Annotated in this window: 18 protein-coding genes; 1 reads left to right on the top strand and 17 read right to left on the bottom strand. The window is 50.8% G+C overall.

All coding sequences use genetic code 11. The annotated features are described in order from the left end of the window. Positions 1-36 precede the first annotated feature (36 nt). Positions 37-1,194: a sensor histidine kinase gene (locus M1D70_RS14540; protein ID WP_456290264.1), complete on the bottom strand. Its 1,158-nt coding sequence runs from the start codon at positions 1,192-1,194 to the stop codon at positions 37-39. Further along, positions 1,191-1,904: a response regulator transcription factor gene (locus M1D70_RS14535; RefSeq protein ID WP_456290263.1), complete on the bottom strand. Its 714-nt coding sequence runs from the start codon at positions 1,902-1,904 to the stop codon at positions 1,191-1,193. The genes M1D70_RS14540 and M1D70_RS14535 overlap by 4 nt, the downstream gene beginning before the upstream one ends. Before the next feature lie 172 nt (positions 1,905-2,076). On the opposite strand from M1D70_RS14535, the gene M1D70_RS14530 reads away from it, so the two are divergent. Then, on the top strand, positions 2,077-2,769 hold the full coding sequence (locus tag M1D70_RS14530) for a ketopantoate reductase family protein (RefSeq protein ID WP_456290262.1): 693 nt from the start codon (positions 2,077-2,079) through the stop codon (positions 2,767-2,769). A gap of 150 nt (positions 2,770-2,919) precedes the next feature. Here M1D70_RS14530 and cntE read toward each other — a convergent pair whose 3' ends face one another. From cntE to M1D70_RS14455, 15 genes are all read right to left on the bottom strand, one after another. Next, positions 2,920-4,134: a staphylopine family metallophore export MFS transporter CntE gene (cntE, locus tag M1D70_RS14525; RefSeq protein ID WP_456290261.1), complete on the bottom strand. Its 1,215-nt coding sequence runs from the start codon at positions 4,132-4,134 to the stop codon at positions 2,920-2,922. Positions 4,135-4,164: 30 nt separating this feature from the next. Beyond that, entirely contained in the window at positions 4,165-4,911 is a 747-nt protein-coding gene (locus M1D70_RS14520) for an ABC transporter ATP-binding protein (RefSeq protein WP_456290260.1), read from the bottom strand. Between the two features lies 1 nt (position 4,912). Beyond that, complete coding sequence (cntD, locus tag M1D70_RS14515) at positions 4,913-5,722, bottom strand: staphylopine uptake ABC transporter ATP-binding protein CntD (protein ID WP_009590607.1); 810 nt, start codon at positions 5,720-5,722, stop codon at positions 4,913-4,915. Next, positions 5,700-6,587, bottom strand: coding sequence for a staphylopine uptake ABC transporter permease subunit CntC (gene cntC / locus M1D70_RS14510; RefSeq protein ID WP_456290259.1), 888 nt, complete (start codon positions 6,585-6,587; stop codon positions 5,700-5,702). Before cntC ends, cntD begins: the two co-directional genes overlap by 23 nt. Continuing rightward, a complete protein-coding gene (gene opp1B, locus M1D70_RS14505; RefSeq protein WP_456290258.1) occupies positions 6,587-7,519 on the bottom strand; it encodes a nickel/cobalt ABC transporter permease in 933 nt (310 codons plus the stop codon). The genes cntC and opp1B overlap by 1 nt, the downstream gene beginning before the upstream one ends. Positions 7,520-7,552: 33 nt before the next feature. After that, positions 7,553-9,157 (bottom strand): staphylopine-dependent metal ABC transporter substrate-binding lipoprotein, encoded by a 1,605-nt coding sequence (cntA, locus tag M1D70_RS14500; protein ID WP_456290257.1) that lies wholly within the window; start codon positions 9,155-9,157, stop codon positions 7,553-7,555. A 37-nt stretch (positions 9,158-9,194) separates the two neighbouring features. Beyond that, positions 9,195-10,490, bottom strand: coding sequence for an opine metallophore biosynthesis dehydrogenase (locus M1D70_RS14495; RefSeq protein ID WP_456290256.1), 1,296 nt, complete (start codon positions 10,488-10,490; stop codon positions 9,195-9,197). 14 nt (positions 10,491-10,504) lie between these two features. Then, positions 10,505-11,314: a class I SAM-dependent methyltransferase gene (locus M1D70_RS14490; protein WP_456290255.1), complete on the bottom strand. Its 810-nt coding sequence runs from the start codon at positions 11,312-11,314 to the stop codon at positions 10,505-10,507. Further along, positions 11,295-12,176, bottom strand: a complete 882-nt coding sequence (locus M1D70_RS14485; RefSeq protein ID WP_456290254.1) for a diaminopimelate epimerase — start codon at positions 12,174-12,176, stop codon at positions 11,295-11,297. Before M1D70_RS14485 ends, M1D70_RS14490 begins: the two co-directional genes overlap by 20 nt. Before the next feature lie 154 nt (positions 12,177-12,330). After that, positions 12,331-13,053, bottom strand: a complete 723-nt coding sequence (locus M1D70_RS14480; protein ID WP_456290253.1) for a DUF421 domain-containing protein — start codon at positions 13,051-13,053, stop codon at positions 12,331-12,333. Between the two features lie 178 nt (positions 13,054-13,231). Continuing rightward, the gene (locus M1D70_RS14475) at positions 13,232-14,101 is read right to left on the bottom strand and encodes a methyl-accepting chemotaxis protein (protein WP_009593834.1); all 870 of its coding nucleotides are present in this window, start codon (positions 14,099-14,101) and stop codon (positions 13,232-13,234) included. A 202-nt stretch (positions 14,102-14,303) separates the two neighbouring features. Beyond that, positions 14,304-15,002 (bottom strand): iron-sulfur cluster repair di-iron protein, encoded by a 699-nt coding sequence (gene ric / locus M1D70_RS14470; protein WP_456290252.1) that lies wholly within the window; start codon positions 15,000-15,002, stop codon positions 14,304-14,306. Between the two features lie 226 nt (positions 15,003-15,228). Further along, positions 15,229-17,442: an Ig-like domain-containing protein gene (locus M1D70_RS14465; RefSeq protein ID WP_456290251.1), complete on the bottom strand. Its 2,214-nt coding sequence runs from the start codon at positions 17,440-17,442 to the stop codon at positions 15,229-15,231. An 83-nt stretch (positions 17,443-17,525) separates the two neighbouring features. Continuing rightward, on the bottom strand, positions 17,526-19,097 hold the full coding sequence (locus M1D70_RS14460; protein WP_456290250.1) for a glycoside hydrolase family 28 protein: 1,572 nt from the start codon (positions 19,095-19,097) through the stop codon (positions 17,526-17,528). Between the two features lie 35 nt (positions 19,098-19,132). Then, complete coding sequence (locus M1D70_RS14455) at positions 19,133-21,436, bottom strand: glycoside hydrolase family 95 protein (protein ID WP_456290249.1); 2,304 nt, start codon at positions 21,434-21,436, stop codon at positions 19,133-19,135. Between the last annotated feature and the right edge of the window lie 49 nt (positions 21,437-21,485).

Below are 21,485 nucleotides of genomic sequence, written 5' to 3'. Positions count from 1 at the left end.
CTCTTTCTGTGCACTTTCCCAATTCTTTCAGAAATCTTACATATTGCTCGGCAGAAACAGAACGAATGTCGTCTGCCCGTTTGTTGTGGTAAGCCTGATCTTTCCTCCATGTTTCTCTGCCACTTGTTTGGCAATCGCCAGACCGAGTCCCGTGCCGCCATCGCTTGTCCGTGCCTTGTCTCCGCGAACGAAAGCTTCGAACACCCTATCCTTTAGGGCTTCCGGGATACCGGCGCCATCATCCGCAACGTGAATCTCAACCCCGTTCTCTGCGATTACCAATTTCAATTCCACGGTTGTGCCGGGAGGGTTGTATTTCCATGCATTGGACAGCATATTGGAAACCGCCCGGTATAACCAGATCGCGTTGAACGGGACCTTCATTTCCCGATCGGGAATATCGTAACGGAAAACAAGCTGTTTATCTTCGAAAACCTCATAATATTCGGCCGCGATTTTCCTCGTAAATTCCGTAATGTCGGAGAATTCAACGGAGAAAGGAACATCGGCACTGTCCAGCTTGGACAGGTCAAAGATGCCGTCAATCAGCTCCGACATCAGACTGGCTTTGTCGGATATCAAACGCAACACCTGGCGTCTTCTCTCTTCCGTATCCACGAGTCCCGCCTCCAGCGCTTCGATATAGCCCCGTATGGTAGTCAACGGTGTCTTCAAGTCATGGGAGATGTCGATCAGCATGCGCTGCTTGCTTTCTTCCAGCTCCTGCTTTTCCCGCTCCATCCGCTCGAGACGCTCTGCCATATCATTGAAATCGTCCTGGATCTGCGCGAGCTCATAGCTTGCTTTGAAGTTTAGCCTTTTGCGGTATTGACCTTGGGCAATGTTTCGAATGCCGTCGGCTATGGAGCTGAGCGGAGTCGTGAGCCTCGAAGCGGTCCTTCTTCCGAACGCATACACGGTGATCGCAAACAAAACGAGAAACAGAAGCAGGGTCTGAAGAGCCATTTTATAAAATACGCGCTCTTGTTGATCGCTGTAGCTCTCCTCTGGCGTAGCGGGCGAATGGCCCTTCTGAGTCTCCTCCACCTTTATCTGCCCGGTTGAATCGAGAAAATAATTCATGATTTGCGCATTCAATAGAAACAACGATAACGCCGCAATGATGGCAATCATAACAAAGAAATACAAGTATTGTCCGATCAGCGAACGCTGTAAACGATTAGGCGTTTTCATGTGTCTAACTCATCTTTCTTGGCAAACCGGTAGCCGAGGCCGCGGATAGTTTTGATATAAACAGGGTTTCTCGGATTGGTCTCGATTTTGTCCCGCAGCCTGCTAATCTGCACCATAACGGCGTTATCGTCGGCCAGGTACAACTCGTCCCAGGCATGCTCAAACATTTGACGTTTCGTAAATACGCGCCCCGGTTCTCCCATAAACAGGTTTAACAATTTATATTCGATCGCGCTGAGCGAAATGGGCTTTCCTTTGATATACAGCATGTATTCGCGATGATCCAGCACCAAATCACCGATGCGGGTGACGGAAACCGGGTCAGGTTCCGACGGCTCATTGAATTCATAGGACCGTCTTAACTGGGCCTGAATTCTTGCCATTACTTCCATCGGGCTAAACGGTTTGGAAACATAATCGTCTGCTCCGAGCTTGAGGCCCGTGATTTTATCGAGCTCCTGATTTTTGGCCGATACGAGAATGACCGGGATTTTATAATCCTGTCTAATCGTGCGGAGCAGCTGGTATCCGTCGATGACCGGCATCATGATATCGAACAGAGCGAGATCGACGCGTTGGCTTCGGAGATGCTCAAGCGCTGCAAGCCCGTCGAAGGCTGCCAAAGTCGCATATCCTTCTGCGTCTAAATAGAGTTTCAGCATGTCTACGATATCCGGATCATCATCGACCACAAGTATGTTTCTGGGCATATAAAGCATCCTCCTTCAAGTAGTATATGGTTCTCCTTGGAAGGCTAATTTCCTTTTTTGCGTTGTCTTTGTCAGCATTATTAAACAGAAATAACCTCTCACCGGATTCGGCGGAGGTCATTCTATTATTGATTCATTAGCGTCCGATAAAACCAAGGATTTCGAGGCCGTATTGCCTGCACTGGCTGCGAATCACAGCCGCCATGTCGTGATCATGGGCAACAATGCAAGCCCTCAGGATATGCAAACCTACTTGCAAGCCCATAGCCCCGTAACGAAACATGTGGCCTTCGCTTTTCAATCGATCGCTGGCTGGAGAGAGAATGGCCTTGTCATTAGCGTGCGCGGCCCAAGAATCAAAATCAATATCGGAGGATTAGGCGAGGATCTGTCTTGGCGGCCGTTCATCGATCAGGCTTTGGCAAACACCAAATATGCATGGACCTACCAAAACAATATGAATGAGTGGCTGAAGAGTCATTATGTCATGATCTTGGCTTTGAATTCCATTGCTTCTACATATAACGGGAATTTGCGCAGAGCCGCCAAAGACAGGAAGCTTCTTCACCTTGTCATCCATGCTATGGATGAGGGGCATCAAGTATTGGAGAAAAACGGGTTCACGGTTACGCCAGCCGCTCAAAAGCAGTTCGCCCGCAAAAACAGAAAGCTCTTATACATTCTATTGAAGATGATGCTGTCTATCCCGATCAGCAGAATTCTGTTAAGTGATAAGGCGGTGTCGGCCAACGAGGTAACAGCGCTGCAGCAAGCTTTTGCCGATTTAAAGAAAAGCGCGAATATGGCGACGCCGCATTGGGATGAGCTTCAACAATATTTCCCGCCTGAGCGGCAGAGCTCATAGTTGATGGCTATGGATCGATCACGTAGCCAATATAAGCGAAGCTTTTGAGTAAATCAAAAAAGAATCTCTGCTCAACCAGCGAGCAGAGATTCATGAACCTTCAGGCGGAATGTGATTAAAGGGGAGTCGGGAGAAAAGTACAGCACATTGCTAAACATCCCCTTCTCTCTCCCTGATATGGCTGGAGTTTGAAGCAGCCAAGCCTCCTTTTCGCTCGTAAGCGAAAATAACCATCATCATGCTTAAAATTGCACAGATCATGTACATGGTGGAGTAGGACAAATAATCGGCGATCGGTCCCATCGCGACCCCGCCCAAGGATACGCCTAAATCGGCCATCGCAATAAACAAACCGATTAACACATTGCGATTGGACGAGGGCAATACAAATGACAAATAAGTCGTTAACGTAGGGTACAGCAGCGCCTGGGCCATGCCCATAAGAATGGCGCCTGCGTACAGCAGCATGCTTCCCAACTCTGAAGACAGGCTGATGCATGCCGAAGCCAGGGTTACAAGAAGCATGGTACCCATGATAAACCATGAATGCCATCTGCCATCGGACGGAATTCGTTTTCTCAGGACAAACCGCGAAGCGACAACGACCGCAGCCTGAAGCATCAAGTAAATGCCGGCGCTGCCGCTGTTCAGCTGCTCACCGTATAAAGGCATAAACGTGGTGACCGCTCCGAATACGATGGATGCCGACAGCATCAAGACACTGCATCGGAACAGGAACCGATTCTTAACGATTTGCCCGAAGGAATGGAACACGCCCGAACGGCTTGTCGCTTGTTCCGATGGAGCCTTTTCTTCGTCCATCTTGACGCTGTACCCGAACAAACCTGTACAAATGGCGATCGCAACAAGAATAAGCGTGAATGAATCCATGCCGCCCGTCTGCCAGAGGCCTAATGCGAGAACCGGACCGATCACGCCCGGGATATAAGTGAACAATGAATAAAATGAAATGCCTTGCGAACGCTCCTTCTCAGGCAGCGCATCCATGATGCCGATCTGTAATGCCATCGAAAAAAAAGCCGTGCAAATGCCTTGCAAAATTCGAGCCATGAGGTATCCCCCTAATCCGGTACAAGTGTACAGAATCAGGGCAGTGCCGTTTACCAACAGAACCAGGCGCAGCACCTTAACGGGCCCATGCTTTTGGATCAAATGCCCGGCCCAGGGCCGAAAGAACATCGTTGTCAGCATGTAAGCTCCCATGACGAGACCGATGGTTGTGCTGCTGGCTCCCCAGGCGGCTCCTTGAAGCGGAATGATGACGTTAAGTAAGGCATTGGCGCTGAAATAAAGCAGGGCCAGCATATATAAACGCAAAAACGGCCAAGACATCGCTCCACTCACTATATTTCTCCTCCTGCTTGCGTGTAAACGTTAGAACGTAATCAAATGCTCCATTAATTTTTTGGCATAATCCGACTGAACATGCTTTAATTGCTTGACGTCGATCGTCTCCTCCACCTTGCCGCTTCTGAAAATAAGAACCCTATCGCAAATATAAGCGGCAGCTTGAATGTCGTGCGTGATGAAGACGTAACTCATCTGATAGATGTCTTTAAGCTCCTTCAATAAGCGGAGGACCTGTATCTGTACGGATACGTCCAAAGAACTGATCGCCTCGTCGAGCACGATGCACTTGGGCTCCGTGGCAATCGCTCTGGCAATGCAGACTCTCTGCGCCTCTCCGCCGGATAACTCATGCGCATATTTCGTTTTGTAGGAAGCGTCCAACCCGACCTGATGCAGCAAACGATCGACTCGGGCGTCTTGGTCGGAGCGTACCGGACCCTGCGCCGTTAAGGGCTCCATGACGGCTTCCTTCACGGTATAGAACGGGTTTATCGAAGACGTATAATCCTGAAAAACCGCACTCATATTGCCGGAACGCACATGACGATTCCTCACATCGTTTCCTTCGAATAAGACGGCCCCTTGGTCCGGTTGTTCAATACCCAAAATCAATCGTCCAAGGGTAGATTTTCCGCTTCCGCTCTCGCCGATGATGCCAAGGCACTCGCCGCTTCCGCATTCGAAGCTTACCTCGTGCAGAATTTGCTGCTTTTTCCTCGAGAACAGGCCGCCTACCCGGTAAGATTTATGTACGTTCTCTACCTTCAGCACGCTACTCCCCCCTCATAATCTCGTTGAAATGGTTGCTCAACTCAAGACGGGTAGAAACCAGGTACTGCGTATAGGGATGCCGCGGTGCCGATAATACCTCTTCAACGCTCCCGCTTTCTACAATAACGCCGTTTCTCATGACCATTACTTCATCGGCAATCTTCTTCACGACCCCCAAGTCGTGGGACACAAAAATCATGGAGCCTCCCATTCGCTCGCGGAGCTGGATGAATTGTTCAACGACCTCGTACTGCGAGATGGTATCGAGTGCCGTCGTCGGCTCATCGGCGATCACGATGTCGGGCGAAAGAACCAGCGTGAGCGCAATCATCAAGCGCTGCAGCATGCCGCCCGATAGTTGGTAAGGGTACTTGTTCATGGTTTCGATCGGATGATTGAGCATGACGCTCTCCATCGCTTTTTTCATCGTGGTTTCGACTTGGCTCTTGCTCCAGCCGAAATGCGCCTTCAACGTCTCTTGGAAATGAACGCCGACTACGGAAGATGGATCAAACGCTCCCATACCGTTCTGCATGATCATCCCAATCTGTTTACCCCTTCTTCTTCTCATTTCTTTATCCGAAAGTTGATTCAAATTCTCGCCTTTGAACAGAATCTCCCCGGATTGACGAATCCAGGGCTTATGCAATCGGATGATCGATCTGCACGTAAGGGATTTTCCGCTCCCGCTTTCCCCTACGATGGCCAGGCAGGTTTGGGGCTTTAACTGAAAAGAGCTGTCACGGATGATCTCTTTGCCCTCATTCGCGTCCCATACCCTCAAATGGTTAACCTCTAGCATATTCAACATTCGGTTTCTCCACCTCTGCAACTCGCGACTGCTTGCCGGAGTTCATTCGTTTGGGATCCAGCGCGACCTGAAGCCCATCCGCCAGAAAATTAAATGCCGATACGGCAATGACGATCGCCAAGCCGGGCGCCAACATCAGCTCGGGATGTGAAAACATAACCTCTCTCGCTTCATTCAGCATCATCCCCCATTCGGCGTGAGGGGCCTTGATGCCCAGCCCCAAGAAGGATAATCCGGAGATTTGCAATATCATGGAACACATCGAACCACTGGCAATGACGGCAATATCCGAGAATGTTACGGGAACGATATGCTTCATAATGATTCTACGATTGCTGATGCCGGCTGCTTTTGAAAACTTCACATAATCCATTTCGGCATACTGCTGGACCGACGTTCGGATGACGCGGGCAAACCACGCCCATTTCATAGCAACAAAGGCAATCAGGATGTTCTCAAGGCCTGCACCCAGAATGCCGACAACCGCGAGCGTCATGACATACCCGGGAAAAGAAAGCATAATATCGCAAATTCTCATCAGAACCGCGTCCGTTTTGCCTCTGAAGTAGCCTGCCAGGAATCCAACGGCCGCACCTACGCCTACCGATGCCAACAATGCGGCCAGAACCCATAAAATACTGGGACGTATGCCATAAATCAGCCGGGACAGGACACATCTCCCCAAATGGTCGTTGCCGAACCAATACGCCCAGGACGAGCCGGCATAGCGCAGCTTCATATCGACATGGTTCGGATCGTGCGGCGCGAATACAGGGGCGAACAGCCCCAAGATTACGATTGCGGCAATAAGGAGCAGTGACAGGCTGGCCAGCTTGTCTCTGCTCAGATTTTTCAGTGCTCTCATCAGATTTCCTTCCTTAATTTCGGATTGAACGCAGCATTGATCATGTCCGACAAGGTGTTGAATAAGACAAAGGCTACAGCCAGGATCAGGACATAGGCCTGAATGACCGGAAAGTCCCTGCTCAAGATGGATTTCACGCTCAGTCGCCCAAGTCCCGGCCATGCAAATACATTTTCAATGACTACGGTACTGCCCAGTATAATAGGGATCGCCATGCAAAAGATGGATACGGCGACTTGCAGCGAATTTCTGAGAATATGTTTCGTAATCTTCCTCTCGGGCAAACCGCAAGCTCTCCCATAAACCACATAGTCTTCATGCAAGTGGCCCAGCATGGAGCTTCTTACGTTTCTGAAGTAAATGCCGACATAACTCACCGATATGACCGTTACGGGAAGAATATAGCTTTGATAGGAGTCCATGCCGCTGGTCGGCAGCAGGTCCAGCCGGACGGAGAAATACCAGATCATGATCGAAGCCAGCCAATAAGAAGGCATCGCCGTCAGAAAGAAAGAGGCGCCTCTTACCGTTCGATCCAGCATTTTGCCTTCGTTTAATGCGCAGATAACCCCCAAGATGACGGACATGACGATAATGATGATCGACGAAACCAGCGTTAGCTTTAACGTGTTGAGAAACGCCGGACTTATCAAGGACCACACGGATTGTCCCGTGACGTAGGACTCCCCGAAGTCCAATTGAAGACAGGCCATCACCCAGTCGGCATATTGTTTCAGGAAGGGTTGATTCAGTCCCAGCTCTTCACGCGTCTTAGCGATCAGTTCCTCCGTGATTTCGGGAACTTCCTGGGCGCGGAGCACCACTTCGGCAGGATCCATGGGCGACAGGTTGATCAATAGAAAGGTCAAGAATGAAATCATAAGCAGAATCGGAACGGACAGCAATAATCGTTTAGCTATATAACTTCCCATAATGGCTCCTTATCGATTGATGAGCACGAAAGCCTATTCGAAATACATTTGTTCAAAAGGCAGCTCAAATTGGGTTTGCTTGAACGTAATGCCTTTCAAGTCCTTCGGTGCGAGAACCGTGACGCTCCCGCTCGAAATCGGGATAAATACGGCTTCATCGTGAACCGTCCGCATGATCTCGGCATACAACGCCTTTCTGGCCTCCTCGTCAGTCGACACCATAACCTGCTGTATCCGGTCATAGAGATGATCCGCTTCGGCGATCCCTTTGGTTGTATGCAGATATGAAGCTTCGGAAGTGAACGCAGCGATGGTGCTTTGGGGGTCATACGCCAATCCCCAGGTCTGATTAAACAATAACTCGTAATCGCCCGTAGACCTTCGATTCGCGATCGAACTCGATTCTTCGCCGATGATATCCAGCTTGATCCCGTTCTGCATTAGCGCATGCTGAATGAATTCCGCCTGTGTTTTTTGCGAAGATGAATTGCTGTCATAATATAAGTTCATGGCCAGCTGCCGTCCGGACTTCGTCCTGGCCTCAGCGCCGCTGCCTTTTTTCCATCCGGCTTGTTCCAAGATTAACTCGGCCGCTCCCGGATCATAGCCGCGTTCCTTCAATTCGACATCCGCATAGTTCACGTTGGACGAGAACAGCCTGTTCGCCTCGGCTTCGGTTCCTTCGAATATGTCCTTGCTGATCGTTTCACGATCGATTGCATACCAGATTGCCTCACGCACCGCGGTTTCGCTTACCGGGCTGTCCGATTTGCTGCTGTTGGCGACAATCATTTTCGTATTCATGGCTTCGCTGCGTACAAGCTGATAGGTTCCGGCGTCAACCAGTTGATTCATCGCTTGCACGTCGATGCTGTCTGCCCCCCGATCATCGGTGAATACGAAGTTCACCTCTCCTTTCTGCATGGCCAGAAACGTCGTCTCGCCGGCAGGCAGCACCTTGGCCGTAATTTTCTTGATTATCGGCGCACCGTTCCAGTATTCTTCATTGGCGGTAAAGACGGCGTACTCATCGATTTTATGCTCCGTGAACTTGTAAGGACCTGTACCGTTATGGCCGTTAACGCCATCCTTCGTTTCCCCTTGAATGAAGTCCTTCGGCGATAGGAATACATACGGCCGCGTCATGGACAATTCGACCAGCGTTGGGTAATAAGCTTCGCTTAAGATCAATTGGACAGTGTATTCATCCACGACCTTCACGTTTTTGATTTTGCTCGACAGCTTAATCCAGGCATGTTTTTCGGCATTTTGCTGTACGGCGTCGATGTTCAATTTGACGGCTTCGGCATTAAACGGTTCTCCGTCATGAAACTTCACGTCTTTTCTTAAATGAAAGGTATAGGTCCGCCCGTCTTCGGAAAGGTCCCAAGATTCCGCAAGCAGCGGCTTGATGCCATCCTTCGTGTTCTCCACCAGCGACTCGTATACCATGCCCTGAGCCGGCATAGACCCCGTGTACAAATGCGGGTTCATATCATGAATATCTTTTGCTGTCGCATAGATTAATTCATCCCGGACAGCCGATGCGGCTTTGTTTTCCTGTTTCGTCTCTCCGCAGGCTGCCAATAGCGCCATCGTGCACAAAATCATCCATATGATTACGGTTTTTCTTTTCACGGTTTTCCTCCTGCTACCCACTTGATTAGGTTAACGTTCATGTATTTGTTATGTCCTTGCATATCAAGGCCAGATCTTCTCCGAAGCTCTGAACCGCGAAGGCACCGGACAACGGCTGGTCCTTATGAGCAAGTGCCACGCTGACGATTTTGGCTTCATATGCTGAAATGAACCGATCGATGGTTGGACAATCCACCTTTAAGAAGCTGGCGATGCCTTGTATGATCTTGATCCGATAATAGTCCTCCTTGGGCATTCTCGGGATATCCAGGCAGCCTTCCAGATTGATGAACAAACGCCGGATCGGCACCGCCGAGAAATCGAAGTACTTACCATCGGGATCCGGCTGAGAGAAGGGATCGATTAACAATGAGGCGTAACGGATATACAATAAATACTCTTGATGAATGCTTTCCAAGTGTTCGAAGCTGTCGATATCCCGGCGTGATAAACTCTCATTTCTCACCGGATAGTTATCATCCGTCATAAACTTCAGCAAATTGATGCGTCTCATCCCTAATCGATCCAAGATGTTCATTATTTCTTTCCACTGGGCTAACATATTGCGGATCAGATCCTGCGTAATGGGACCTTCAGGGAAAAGCTTATAGACATACTTGCGAGAACCCGATTCGTCAAAAATGGCGTGTAATGAGAAGTCATTCATGAACAAAGCGGGATGGACATATAACGAAATATTTCGCGCTTCTGCCTCCAGGGGCGTCCTCATGAATTCCACTTCAATGTCCGATAGCTTGTACAGACCGCACAGCCTGTCGACAAAATCTGAGCGGCCCCGCGTCGAGCCGATATAGACTTTTTTCTTGACCCCCGTCGTCATGACATGATTGGAAACCCGGTCATCCACCCACCTGGTGTCCCCGATATATGTAGAAAAGCTTATGACTTCCGCAGCCGGATTGAACTGCCTGATAAAACCGGCTATCAAGCTGTTGGAACCGAATGTAGGCGAGATCAGCACCAAGCTGTTGATTTTTCGTAGAACGTCTTGGTCGATCTGTCGCATGACTTCCATATAAGCGTCGGTGGTCACTGCCAAAATCAGGGTATCCCACTGGCCTTCGATGGCTTCAAAGCCTCGGTATACTTCGTCCAAGCGGCATTCGCCTTCCATGGCAAGATGCTTTACGTTTTGGATGCTTACGCGAATCCTTTGATCGCTGGCCGCAAGCGATTCAAAAAAATCCGCGGAACGGACCGATGCCCGACCGGCAATGCCCAAATGACAATGGAACCCTTTCTTAAGGATCACTGCCAGCTGCAAGGCGGCAGGACCCGTTCCCAATAACAGGACTCGCTTCATATCCCTCACAAGGACACCTCACTTCAATTTGCCATGTGCAATGATGCTTTTTTGTACAACGCGATGTCGAATATATCGTTTCGGCGCAATACCGTATCAACGAGTTTCCATTTGTCCTCATCCGTTTCTTTCATGGGGTAATTGAATAAAGACTTCAATCGGTTTCCGTGCCTCATGGCCACAACGACCTCTTCATTCGTTAGTGGATGTAACCGCTGCAACATGTCGTACTTTTCGGCAACCGTTGAGCTAAAAATGATGTGGGTGACCTCTTTTATGTAATCAAGGTATTCTACCGGCGTGTTTTCCAGCCGGATCTTCAGCTCCGGGCCCAATGTCTCGATAACCTTTACCCCGAGCCTAATGGCCTCATCGTCAATGTCGATGCCGATCACCTCGGCTCCCGTTCGCTTGGCAATCAATAGAGCCGTCATCGGAAATGCGCCGGATCCAACCAGCAGTACGATCGACTTCGAAGTCACTTGGAAGCTTCCGAACTCTTTCTCGATGCATTCTTCGATATTCCTGAAATAATCGGTGATCCCCGTGTCTCCCTTGATCAATTTCAATGCGCGATATTTCTCCAGAGTCGCTACGCTGCGTGCCGAATACGCTCTCAATTCCTCCGCAAGCCCGTTTAAACCTCCAGCTCCTTGCCGCTCCAGCTCTTCCCATATGTTGGAGTTGGACTGGTCGGTAATAAATGCTGAATAATCATCGACCAGACGTTCCAGCTCCGTTCGGTGACGGGAAATATCATCGCAGCGGTCTGCATAGTACTTAAACCTTGTTAAATATTCAGCCAAGGATTGATCAAACATGGTTAGTTTCACGATTTCCCACCCCCGCAATATGGTCTTCATCCAGATCAATGAATGCGATGCCTTGAGCTGCAATGCCAACGGCCCCTTCGATTTCCAGATGCGTCAACCGGTTTTGATCAAATAGGGCCTTTACATGAATCGTTCCTCCGGGCTGTTTGATGGAAGCCTCGACACCCCTCTTATGCTTCCAAGCTAAGTAGGCGCCTACGGAAGCGGTGCCGGATCCGCAACCTCTTTCCCACACCGCGCTATTAAGCTCCGGTACATAAATGAGCGGAGTCAGTTCCCTAATGCGGGAGTTGTATAACAGGATTCCGACCATTCTTGCATCGAGAAAGGGTCCGATGTGCTTGGCCATGGCCAACATGCTGCTGTTCATTTGCGCATCGAAGCGCTCCACTTCAATCACAAAATGAACAAAGTCTTTGTATCGAACGACAACCGCATCAACAAGGGAGCATCCGTCTTGAAGGACCGTTTGATCAATTCTTACCGGAAGCGGCATGTTGACCCTGCAGCGATAATCCTCCTTGTTTTTTGTTATATGGCATGACACTAACCGCTCCGCCCCTGAAACCTCTAGCCGAAACTCGGTTGTTAGATGTCGTTTTATCCCCTGAACCTCAGCCAGGTATGCCGCTAGGGCCATGCAAGCATTCCCGCAAAATTCACCTCCTGCCATCCGCAGAAACGCATCCGCATCATCTTTCATGGATTGTTCGATAAAACCAACCTGCTCAGCATAAACATTGTCGTATGACATGATTTTAGCAGCGACGCGTTTATGTTCATCGGGCGGAAGCTTGGTGTTAATGAGAATCGTCATGTTCTGCGTGGGATTGCATTTCACAAAATCGATCTTCTGCTTCATCACGGGCTCCCTCTGTTCCAATGGATTGCCAGTTGGATTGATGTTCCCTAATCGTAATTATTACGATTAAGAATGATGAGAATATAGCATGGCTTTTCGAAATAGTCAACATTTTAGCAAGAAAAAAACTCTTTCGACGTCATCATCGGAAGAGTTATTTATGCGTATACTGGCTATCTTGCTTGGAATAGAAGCGCACGTCTTCTTTATCGTTAATGGTCGCTAATGCCACATCTTGAATATTCTTATGAGCAGGCGTTACTTTTAATTTGAGCCAATCAAGATCCTTTCCGATTTCCTGAAGGAGCAGCATATCGATTTTTCCATCCACGATAATCGGCCTCGAGATCGTAAATGGTTGGGTCACTATGTTCATATCAGACGGAGTAACCGGTTGGTATGGAGTGTCCACGAATACGGAAATGGTTCCCCCCGGTTCCCACAAAGCCAGCGATACTTTCTGTATATCCTCTACTTTCTCTTTTCTAAGCTCGGAGAATAAATAATCGACGGAGATCCTTGCTTTAGACAGGTTATGGAATTGGATGAGACCATTTTTAACGAGCGTGATGGGTGGCGGATCTAGATAACGTTTGATGAACGGCCACTTCAGGCTCAGCCATGTCGCCGCGACATACAGCACAATGATCACGATGGTGGTGATCATTGATCCTTCCAAGCCCAGTTCCTCGTCTGAGAGCGGGTGAGCTATTATATTGCCGAGAATGAGAGCGATAATGAAATCTAGAAATCTTAATTGAGAAATGGAACGCTGTCCCATTACTTTCGCTACTAAAAGTAAAAAAACAAAGCTAACGATGCCTCTTAAGATCCATTGGATGGACGTCAGCGTTTCTTGGCTTTCAAAAAATTCCAATCCATTCAGCCCTTTCCACAAAATCTGACATATTCAGTAAGTTCCCCTTATGCTCCAATCCCTATACAAAATCGAGTATATAAAGGAGCTCATCAATCAAATAAAAAAAGAAGAAATACATCCGCGTATTTCTTCTTCCTGCAAATAAAATTAAAGAATTAGGAGAGTTTCGGTTATCCTATTGCTTATTTTCTTTGGAATACAAGGTTTCTTCAGCAACCTGTGCCAGTTCCTCTGCCTTGATGCTAATCTCATGAATCGTTGCCGAGAACTCCTGAATCGTCCTTGACTGGGTATCGGTCAGCGTGTGGATATCGTCAAAAGCATGATTTAGCCGCTGTAGAAAATCCTGTATATGCTTGGTGATGCCATTAATCTGGTCCACGTTTTCTTTGGAGCTTGTCGCCAGCTTCCGAATCTCATCGGCAACGACCGAGAATCCCCTACCGACTTCCCCTGCCCTTGCCGCTTCGATCGAAGCATTAAGGCCTAACATGCTGCTCTGATCCGAAATTTCCTTCACGACGGTGGATATCTTGCCGATCTGCTGCGCACTGGAGCTAACCTCCGACATTTGGCCGGTTACGTCCGATACCCGATCGGTAAGGCGGGCGATGGATTGGCTAATATCTTCAATGGATGCGGTGGTCTGCTCGACAATCGCGGAAAAGCTCTCGGCCATCTCAAACAGCATATTCGCTTTTTCGAGGCTTGTACCCATGCCTACGCCGCCGATTACCCTGCCAAACTCGTCATGCAGCGGGATCGCCCGTGCAGCAAGCGGAAATCCAAACAGCTCTTTCGGAACGACTGCCGATATAGCTTTATTATTGCGGATGGCATCGGTTACGATGTCCCCCTCCACGAGCGGGTCCCCAGGTTTGACATTCAGCGAAAAGGTTCTTCCCGGAATGTTGATGATGAGCTTCTCCGTGTCGTAAATGCCAATCGTGATGTCATCATTCGTAAGACTTTTCAAAAGTGGAGCTACCTTGACAAAGGCCCCAATCATCTCGTGCTGCGTTTGTTCCTCAGTTACATTGCTCATGCTATCTCCCCCAACCCTTCATACGGGCGCTATTGTCCGCCATTCAATGTCGTCAAGCTTATAGGCGTATCATTGGGAACCGCATCTTCCCTTCTGATCACTATATTTATCGTCCGAATGCAGCGAATCGTTGAGTAGGATGATGGTCTGGAACAATAAAAATCCCTTCCTCATTCGGTGAGGAAGGGACGTTGTCGAAAGGTTATACCGCTTGGCGCAGCCGCTCAAACAATATGTTGTTTTCCAGATGGATATGCTCGAAGGTGTCCTTTTCAAGCATGGCTAACCGTTGAAAGACAAGCCGATACGTACCGCAGGCATCAGCCGGAAGCTCGAAATCGGATGTTACGTCCCGGAGCTCCTGCAGCAAGCTGCCGGCATGAGCATGTTCATCTTCCAGTTCGGATACGTGCGGCTTAAGCTCTGCTGCCGCTTGGTGGCTAGGGTCCGCCACAAATTTCAAGATGAGCGGAAATACATGCTCGTCCTCGTCCTTCGTATGCTCTAACAGCTCCTTTTTCAATTCCGAGAAGAGCTCCTGCACGCGAAGCAGCTCGGGATGATGCTCTCCATGCACACGGGCCAATTTCGTTACATAGGGCGTTAATGCCGGTAATTCATCACGGAGGAAGGCATGATGTTTTTGTTGGATGTGATCAATCAGTTCGGATTCCTTCAATGAAGCGGGACGGCTTTCCTGGTAATCGGCAAACTTGCTCTCTACGGACCGAACCTGCTCCAGAACGTCGGCTGGATCCAAAAGACGCTGCTTGGCTGCCTCTTCCAAAGGCACCTGGCCGCCACAACAAAAATCGATGCGGAGGGATCGAAATAAATCCGCGGTTTGCGGGATGGATGTCACAATATCGGATACTTGGCTCTGAAGCGTGAATGAACTCATATTCAAACCTCCCTAGACTAAATACGTGTTTGTGAACTTTTTCACTCTTACAACTCAAGTATATGAAACTCCCATCCCCGCATATGTGATTGCAGTCATACTGAAATGTAACACTATGTGAACGATAGTATCGAAAGGACCACGGGAGCCAGGACAACAACAAACAGGGATGAAATCATCCCTGTTTTGTTCTCAAAGCTGCCCAGTTTCTTCGTCATCGTTCACATTACTCGGCCTTCGGACCGATGCCTGTTTTCGCCGAGATATTTACATTGGAAAATGTGGAAGTATTGTATTTCCACGTCTCATTGTTAACTTTAGCCGCATCCGCCACAAGCCCGACATAGACTTGCTTCGGCAAATCGACTTGGACGTTTCCAACCGTGGTCCAGCTGGTTCCATCTTGAGAAACGAACGATGTGAATTGATTATCCTTGCGGACAAGCTTGATCCAGTATGGCAGCTGAAATTCCTGATCCGGCTGAATCCTCGCGACCTCGCCGCCCTCCTCGGCTCGACTAAGGGTTACGCCTCTTTTCCCCGTGCGAATATAAGGGACGACAAGGGAAACGAACGAGGCATCCTCTTTCAGGCTCTCGCGGAACATGATGCCGGCTTCCGCTTCCTCATTCGTGGGAGTGATGCTTTCAATCCGGGCAACGATTTCAGCATCTCCCTTTACCTTCTGATATGCAAAATGAAAGACGTCCTTCGTGCCGCCGATATCACCCGCGGACTTGACGGTCACCTCGCCAGGCGCGCCGCCGAGCTGCGTGTGTCCCGGAATTCCCGGACTGCCGACATCGGCCGATTTCCAAGGCCTGATGCTCCCTTTAGTGTTCGCATGAACGACCACGCTCGTTGAGAATGCCATCGTGCCTGTATCGTCGATCGCTTTTGCGGCCCAGTAATGGGTGCCATCCGCAACATCCGTCCACTGATAGCGGAACGGCATGCTTTCGTCCTCCCCAACCTTTTCTCCGTTCCGGTAAAACTCCACCTTGGTAACGCTGCCGTCTTCATCGGAAACGGACGCTTCAATCGTGACGTTCGAGCCGGCTTTTACCACCGTGTTGTTTGCCGGGGCGGTAATGACCGCTGAGGGATTGGCCGATCCGTTTCCTGGTATGGAATTCAGATACAGCTCCAGATTCGTAAATCCTTCGTTATTGGTCATATTGCGGTCGCTCGGATCTTTCGGATCCAGCCCGTGGGCGATCTCCCAATCATTCGGCATTCCATCTTGATCGTCATCTTCTATTCTGGAAACAACCGGCTCCACGAGCGGATATCCGCCCACCTCATTCTGGGAGTTAATATGCATGCCGGTTCGGTGGATCACATCCTGGATGATCCGGGCATCGACGGCATCCCGCTTAGGCAGGGTGGCTCCGGCGCTTTGCATGACCGCTTCATAAGCCTCTTCGGCGGATTCGATCGGCAATGGATTGGCAAAGGAAGCGGGAGTTTCCAGCATCACGTAATTTGGGTATTTATGAACGCCGGACCAGTTATCCTGCGTATATTCCGGATACCCGTCCATGACGTTGCCGTCGATAAAGTAACTTCCGGTGCTCTCCGCATTCATAAACCGAACGACTTCCGTTTCCGGACCCGGCTTGTAATAATTGTTGATGATATTGGTAACTGCGCCTTTGCCTCCGTACGAGGCAAAGAAACCCCAATTGTATACCACGTTATTGCGGAAATCATGGGAGTTGCCGGCCGTGCTGTCAAACGCAGGGTTGCGGCTGGAATTGTGAGCGATCAAGTTATGATGGAAGCTGGTGTTCTTTCCGCCCCATATCCCGCCGTACCCGTGTCTGCCTTTGACGTGTCTGCTAATATGCATGGCGTCGGCGATGATCGACCACTGCACGGTGACATTTTCGTTGCCGTAAGGGCTGAGCACTTCGTCAACGGACCAGCTGAACGAGGAGTGGTCAATGATAATGTCTTTCTTGTACCGTCCGCCAAAAGAGTCTGCTTCCGTTTCATTCATATCGCCCAGCCGGAAGCGCATGTAACGGATGATCAGGTTGTTTCCATCGAAGGTCGTTGGATGCCCGATAACCGTAATCCCATCGCCCGGCGCCGTTTGACCGGCAATCGTCAGGTTGTCTCCGAGAATCTTCAGTGGGGATTTCAGCTGAATCACGCCGCCGACTTTAAATACGACGGTCCGGTTACCGGCGCTGACAGCGTCACGAAGCGACCCCGGTCCCGAGTCGGCAAGCGTCGTTACCTCGTACACTTCGCCGCCCCGGCCGCCGGTCGTATATTTCCCACCGCCTTCGGCCCCCGGAAATGCAGGCGTTTGCGGGGGATTTGCCGGGGCTGGGGATTCAGGATTTTCCTCAGCATAAGCACCTCCGCCGGATAAACCGGTAAACAGCATCGTGAAGACAAGCATTTGCTTCAACCATTTTGCTGCTTTCATTTGCATACCTCCTTATCATTTTGAGATTCTGACAACGGTTATAATCCGATCACCCCCTTTCTAAGCCATATTTAATCCGAAAGCTACTTGATCACGACCTCCCCCGGTTCCACTTCAGAAGAGATCTCGATCCCCCTAGCCTTATCGGCCTTCAGCCCCGAGCATTCGATTTGGCTGGACCGTTCCCCAGTCACCACCAACTGGCGGTCGTCCAGCGCACCGCCTTCTCCGCTGACATTCGCCACTTGAACATTTCGGCTTTGGTGAAAAAGAAGCAGCGGATTATCCTGAGTGCGAAGGACCATGTCCTGAATGCTCAGGTTTTGTCCATTTCGGCATACAATGCCTTCCCGACTTGTGATGGCGGACCGCTTCACCGTCAAGTTCTCCACCGGCATCTCCGGCAGGCCGTTGATGAGGAGCGCAGTATGCGCGCCGCTGCACACGATATCCTGAATGACAATGTTCCGGAACACGGGGGTTTCCTCGGTAACGGGCAGCATTACTTCCTCTTGGTATTCGCCGGAGCCGGCTTTCCCCTCGTAATATAAATTGAAGGAGATGGCATCCCCGTCGATATCCCGCATCCGAATTCGTTCAATCAAGATGTTCTCGACAACGCCGCCGCGCCCGCGGCAGCTTTTAAAGCGAATGCCGATATCGGTGCCGATAAAAGTGCAATCGGATACGTATACATCCTTAATGCCTCCGGACATTTCACTGCCGACCACGATGCCGCCGTGGCCGTGATAAACGGTGCAGTTCCGGATGCGGATTCGCTCGCTCGGCTTTCCCAACAAGCGCCCGGCCTCATTTTTGCCGGACTTCAGGCAGATCGCGTCGTCTCCTACATCAAACGAGCTGTTTTCAACGGTTACGTATTTGCACGAATCGATGTCCAGACCGTCCCCGTTCTGGGCATACCACGGATTGCGGACGGTAATGTTTTGAATGGTGATCTGCTCCGATGCCCAAGGATGCAGGCACCAGGCTGCGGAGTTTTGAAAGGTGGGACCGCTGAGCAGGATCCGCTTACAGTTTCTCAAGCTGAGCAGATTGGGTCTCAAGTAGTCTCTGACGGGCTCATAATCCTGTGATTCCTCGCTGCCTGTCTGTTCGATACGGTCCAGGGTCTCCTGACCGTCCCGAGCAGCGGGCGTTGGCCACCATAATCCCTGGTCATCCACGACGCCGCCGGATTGTATTAAGCGCTCCCACTGGCTTTCCGTCAGCTTCCCTTGCTTAACGGGCCTCCAGGCTTCGCCGCTTCCGTCAAAAATCCCGCTCCCGGTGATCGCGACATCCTCCAGCCCTTCGCCATCGAGCGGAGACTGGCAGCGAAACATCTGCCTGCCCTCATACGTGGACATCAGGAGCGGATAATCTTCGAAAAACTTGCTGAACACAACGAGGGCACCGGCTGAGGCGTGAAGCTCAATCCGGCTCTGCAGCTTGATCGGACCGGTGCGCCATATCCCCGGAGGGATGACCACCGTGCCGCCTCCTGCCTTTGCGCAGGCTTCGATCGCTTGATGAAATGCTCGGGTATTGTCATATACACCGTTTCCTACCGCGCCATAGTCTGAAATTGTTACCGTATGTTCCGGGATCAAGGGCAAATCAGGGCTTATCGCTATTTCTGTTAGCTTGATCATGCGTACCTCCGTTATTGTAAGATTGCATTGTCCATTTATATCGGTTGGACAAAATACCTTCCGCCTGTTTCGGTAGCCATTTCGATGACATGGCCATGACGTTCCATCGGCACCTCCCTTCCATCCGAGGTCGTGACCCGTACGGATGGCTTCGCATGGACACGAAGCTTCTGACCGCTTACCGAAGTGATCATCGCTTCCGCAAGGCTCCCGTCTCTCCAATCGATATCTACCTCGAAGCCTCCCCTGGCGCGAAGTCCCTTTACGCGCCCTTGAGGCCAGGCATCCGGCAGCGCCGGCAGCAGACGGATGTGATCCAGGTGACTCTGGATCAGCATTTCGGCGACTCCCGCGGCAGCCCCGAAGTTGCCGTCGATTTGGAACGGCGGATGATTGTCGAACAGATTGGGGAGCGTCGATTGCCTCAGCAATTCCTTAAGATGAACATAGGCCTGTTCGCCGTCCAACAACCGCGCCCAGAAGTTGATGATCCAGGCCCGGCTCCAGCCGGTATGTCCCCCGCCGTGAGCGAGACGCCGCCGAAGCGTAACCCGGGCAGCTTCCGCCAAGTCCGGCGTCGAGTCCGGACTGATCGTCGTTCCGGGATGAAGACCGAACAGATGGGAGATGTGCCGGTGCCCGGGGTCGGCCTCTTCGTAATCCTCCAGCCATTCCTGCAGCTGCCCGTGCCCTCCTACCTTCATCTCCGGCAAACGATCCTTGATGGCCGCCCATTCTTGGCGAGCACTTTCGTCGATGTCCAGCTCCAGGCTTGCCTGGATGCAGGCACTGAACAGCTCCGATATGATTTGCGTGTCCATGGACGGTCCGTAACAGAGCGTTCCGGATTCGCCATTCCGCAGCAAATAACGGTTCTCCGGCGAAACGGACGGATTCGTCACGAGGTATCCTTCAGGACTTTCCACCAGAAAGTCGGTGAAGAAGAGAGCCGCTTCCTTCATGGTCTCATAGGCTCTTCTCAAGAAATCCGGATTCGGATTGAATTTGTAATGCTCCCAGAGATGAAGGGTCAGCCATGCGGCGCCCATCACCCATTGGGTAGCCGGTGGATAAATGTCCTGGGGCGCGGTGTCAGCCCAAATATCGGTGTTATGATGGGCGACGAATCCGCGGCAGCCGTACATTTTTCGTGCCGTTACTCGCCCGTTGTCCTTCATGCGTTCAATTAATTCAAACAGCGGTTCATGACATTCGGGCAGATTGCAGCTTTCCGCCGGCCAGTAATTCATCTGGGTGTTGATGTTGATCGTAAATTTGCTGTCCCAGGGCGGAGTCATGGAATCGTTCCAGATCCCCTGGAGATTGGCCGGGAGCGATCCGGGGCGGCTGCAGGCAATAAGCAGATATCTTCCGAAGTGAAAATACAGCGTGTACAGGCCTGCGTCGTCATCTCCCGCCCGGACACGCTCAAGCCGCTTTGGCGTCGGCACCAAATGGTGCTCCCGATCCGCAGTAGCTCCCAAGTCCAGCCTTACCCGCCCAAACAACGGCTGATAATCCGCGATATGATGCTTCTTCAAAGCGGCATAGCCCTGGTTCGCTGCATGTTCCAGCAGCTCATTACAGCGCAATTTCGAATCGTCCGCGCGAAAGGTGCTGGCTGCGGCAAGAATAATGACGACTTCGTCGGCCTGATCCACCAGCAGGTGCTCGCCGACAACGCGTACGGTTCCGCCGACAGCTATGGCTTTTGCAGCAGCGCTGTAGGTAAGCCCATCCTTCCCTCCGCAATCATTCGTCATGACCACCGTGTCCGTGCCAGCCCGATGGACTGCATCCATGTGCTTCCCTTTCTGCCGCTCAAATCGCGATGTCAAGGTCAGAGCACCCGGTCGATCGGCTTCAAGCCGGATGACCATCACCTGGTCCGGATAGCTGCAAAACACTTCCCGGGTGAAGGTAACGCCTCCGTATTGGTATGACGTCACGGCGATCGCCTTTTCAAGATCCAGCTCCCTGCGATAGTGGGACAACTCGCCTTGCGGATGATCGACCTGAATGCAGAAATCGCCTGCCGTCATATATGGCCTCTGGCTGCGCGGCGTCCCGGAAAAAGCCGTCTCCGACAGCCGGTGGGCTTCCTTCAGCCGCCCTTCGAACAGCAGCTTGCGGATAAGGGGAAGATGCAAAAGCGCATCCGGATTGTTGCGGTCTCTCGGCCCTCCGTACCATACCGAATCCTCGTTAAACTGGATTTTTTCCTGCATGACGGACCCAAACACCATGCCGCCAAGTCTTCCGTTCCCAATCGGTAAAGCCTCGTTCCAGTTCTGGGCAGGCTGGTCGAACCATATCAAGGTTTCTGAAGTTAATGGCATTCTGTCCTCCTGATCTTACAAAAATTTGTAAGCGCTTATTAAAAATGTT

This window comes from Paenibacillus sp. AK002 (genome assembly GCF_053903045.1).
The sequence above is the reverse complement of the archived record's forward strand: the minus strand, read 5'-3'. Positions and strand labels throughout refer to the sequence as shown.

What these genes read in the sequence shown, in the direction of transcription:
- M1D70_RS14465 (WP_456290251.1), bottom strand. Translation starts at nt 17,442, where the DNA reads ATGAAAGCAGCAAAATGGTTGAAGCAAATGCTTGTCTTCACGATGCTG.
- M1D70_RS14540 (WP_456290264.1), bottom strand. Translation starts at nt 1,194, where the DNA reads ATGAAAACGCCTAATCGTTTACAGCGTTCGCTGATCGGACAATACTTG.
- M1D70_RS14460 (WP_456290250.1), bottom strand. Translation starts at nt 19,097, where the DNA reads ATGATCAAGCTAACAGAAATAGCGATAAGCCCTGATTTGCCCTTGATC.
- M1D70_RS14485 (WP_456290254.1), bottom strand. Translation starts at nt 12,176, where the DNA reads ATGAAGCAGAAGATCGATTTTGTGAAATGCAATCCCACGCAGAACATG.
- M1D70_RS14475 (WP_009593834.1), bottom strand. Translation starts at nt 14,101, where the DNA reads ATGAGCAATGTAACTGAGGAACAAACGCAGCACGAGATGATTGGGGCC.
- M1D70_RS14535 (WP_456290263.1), bottom strand. Translation starts at nt 1,904, where the DNA reads ATGCCCAGAAACATACTTGTGGTCGATGATGATCCGGATATCGTAGAC.
- cntD (WP_009590607.1), bottom strand. Translation starts at nt 5,722, where the DNA reads ATGTTGAATATGCTAGAGGTTAACCATTTGAGGGTATGGGACGCGAAT.
- opp1B (WP_456290258.1), bottom strand. Translation starts at nt 7,519, where the DNA reads ATGGGAAGTTATATAGCTAAACGATTATTGCTGTCCGTTCCGATTCTG.
- ric (WP_456290252.1), bottom strand. Translation starts at nt 15,002, where the DNA reads ATGAGTTCATTCACGCTTCAGAGCCAAGTATCCGATATTGTGACATCC.
- M1D70_RS14455 (WP_456290249.1), bottom strand. Translation starts at nt 21,436, where the DNA reads ATGCCATTAACTTCAGAAACCTTGATATGGTTCGACCAGCCTGCCCAG.
- cntC (WP_456290259.1), bottom strand. Translation starts at nt 6,587, where the DNA reads ATGAGAGCACTGAAAAATCTGAGCAGAGACAAGCTGGCCAGCCTGTCA.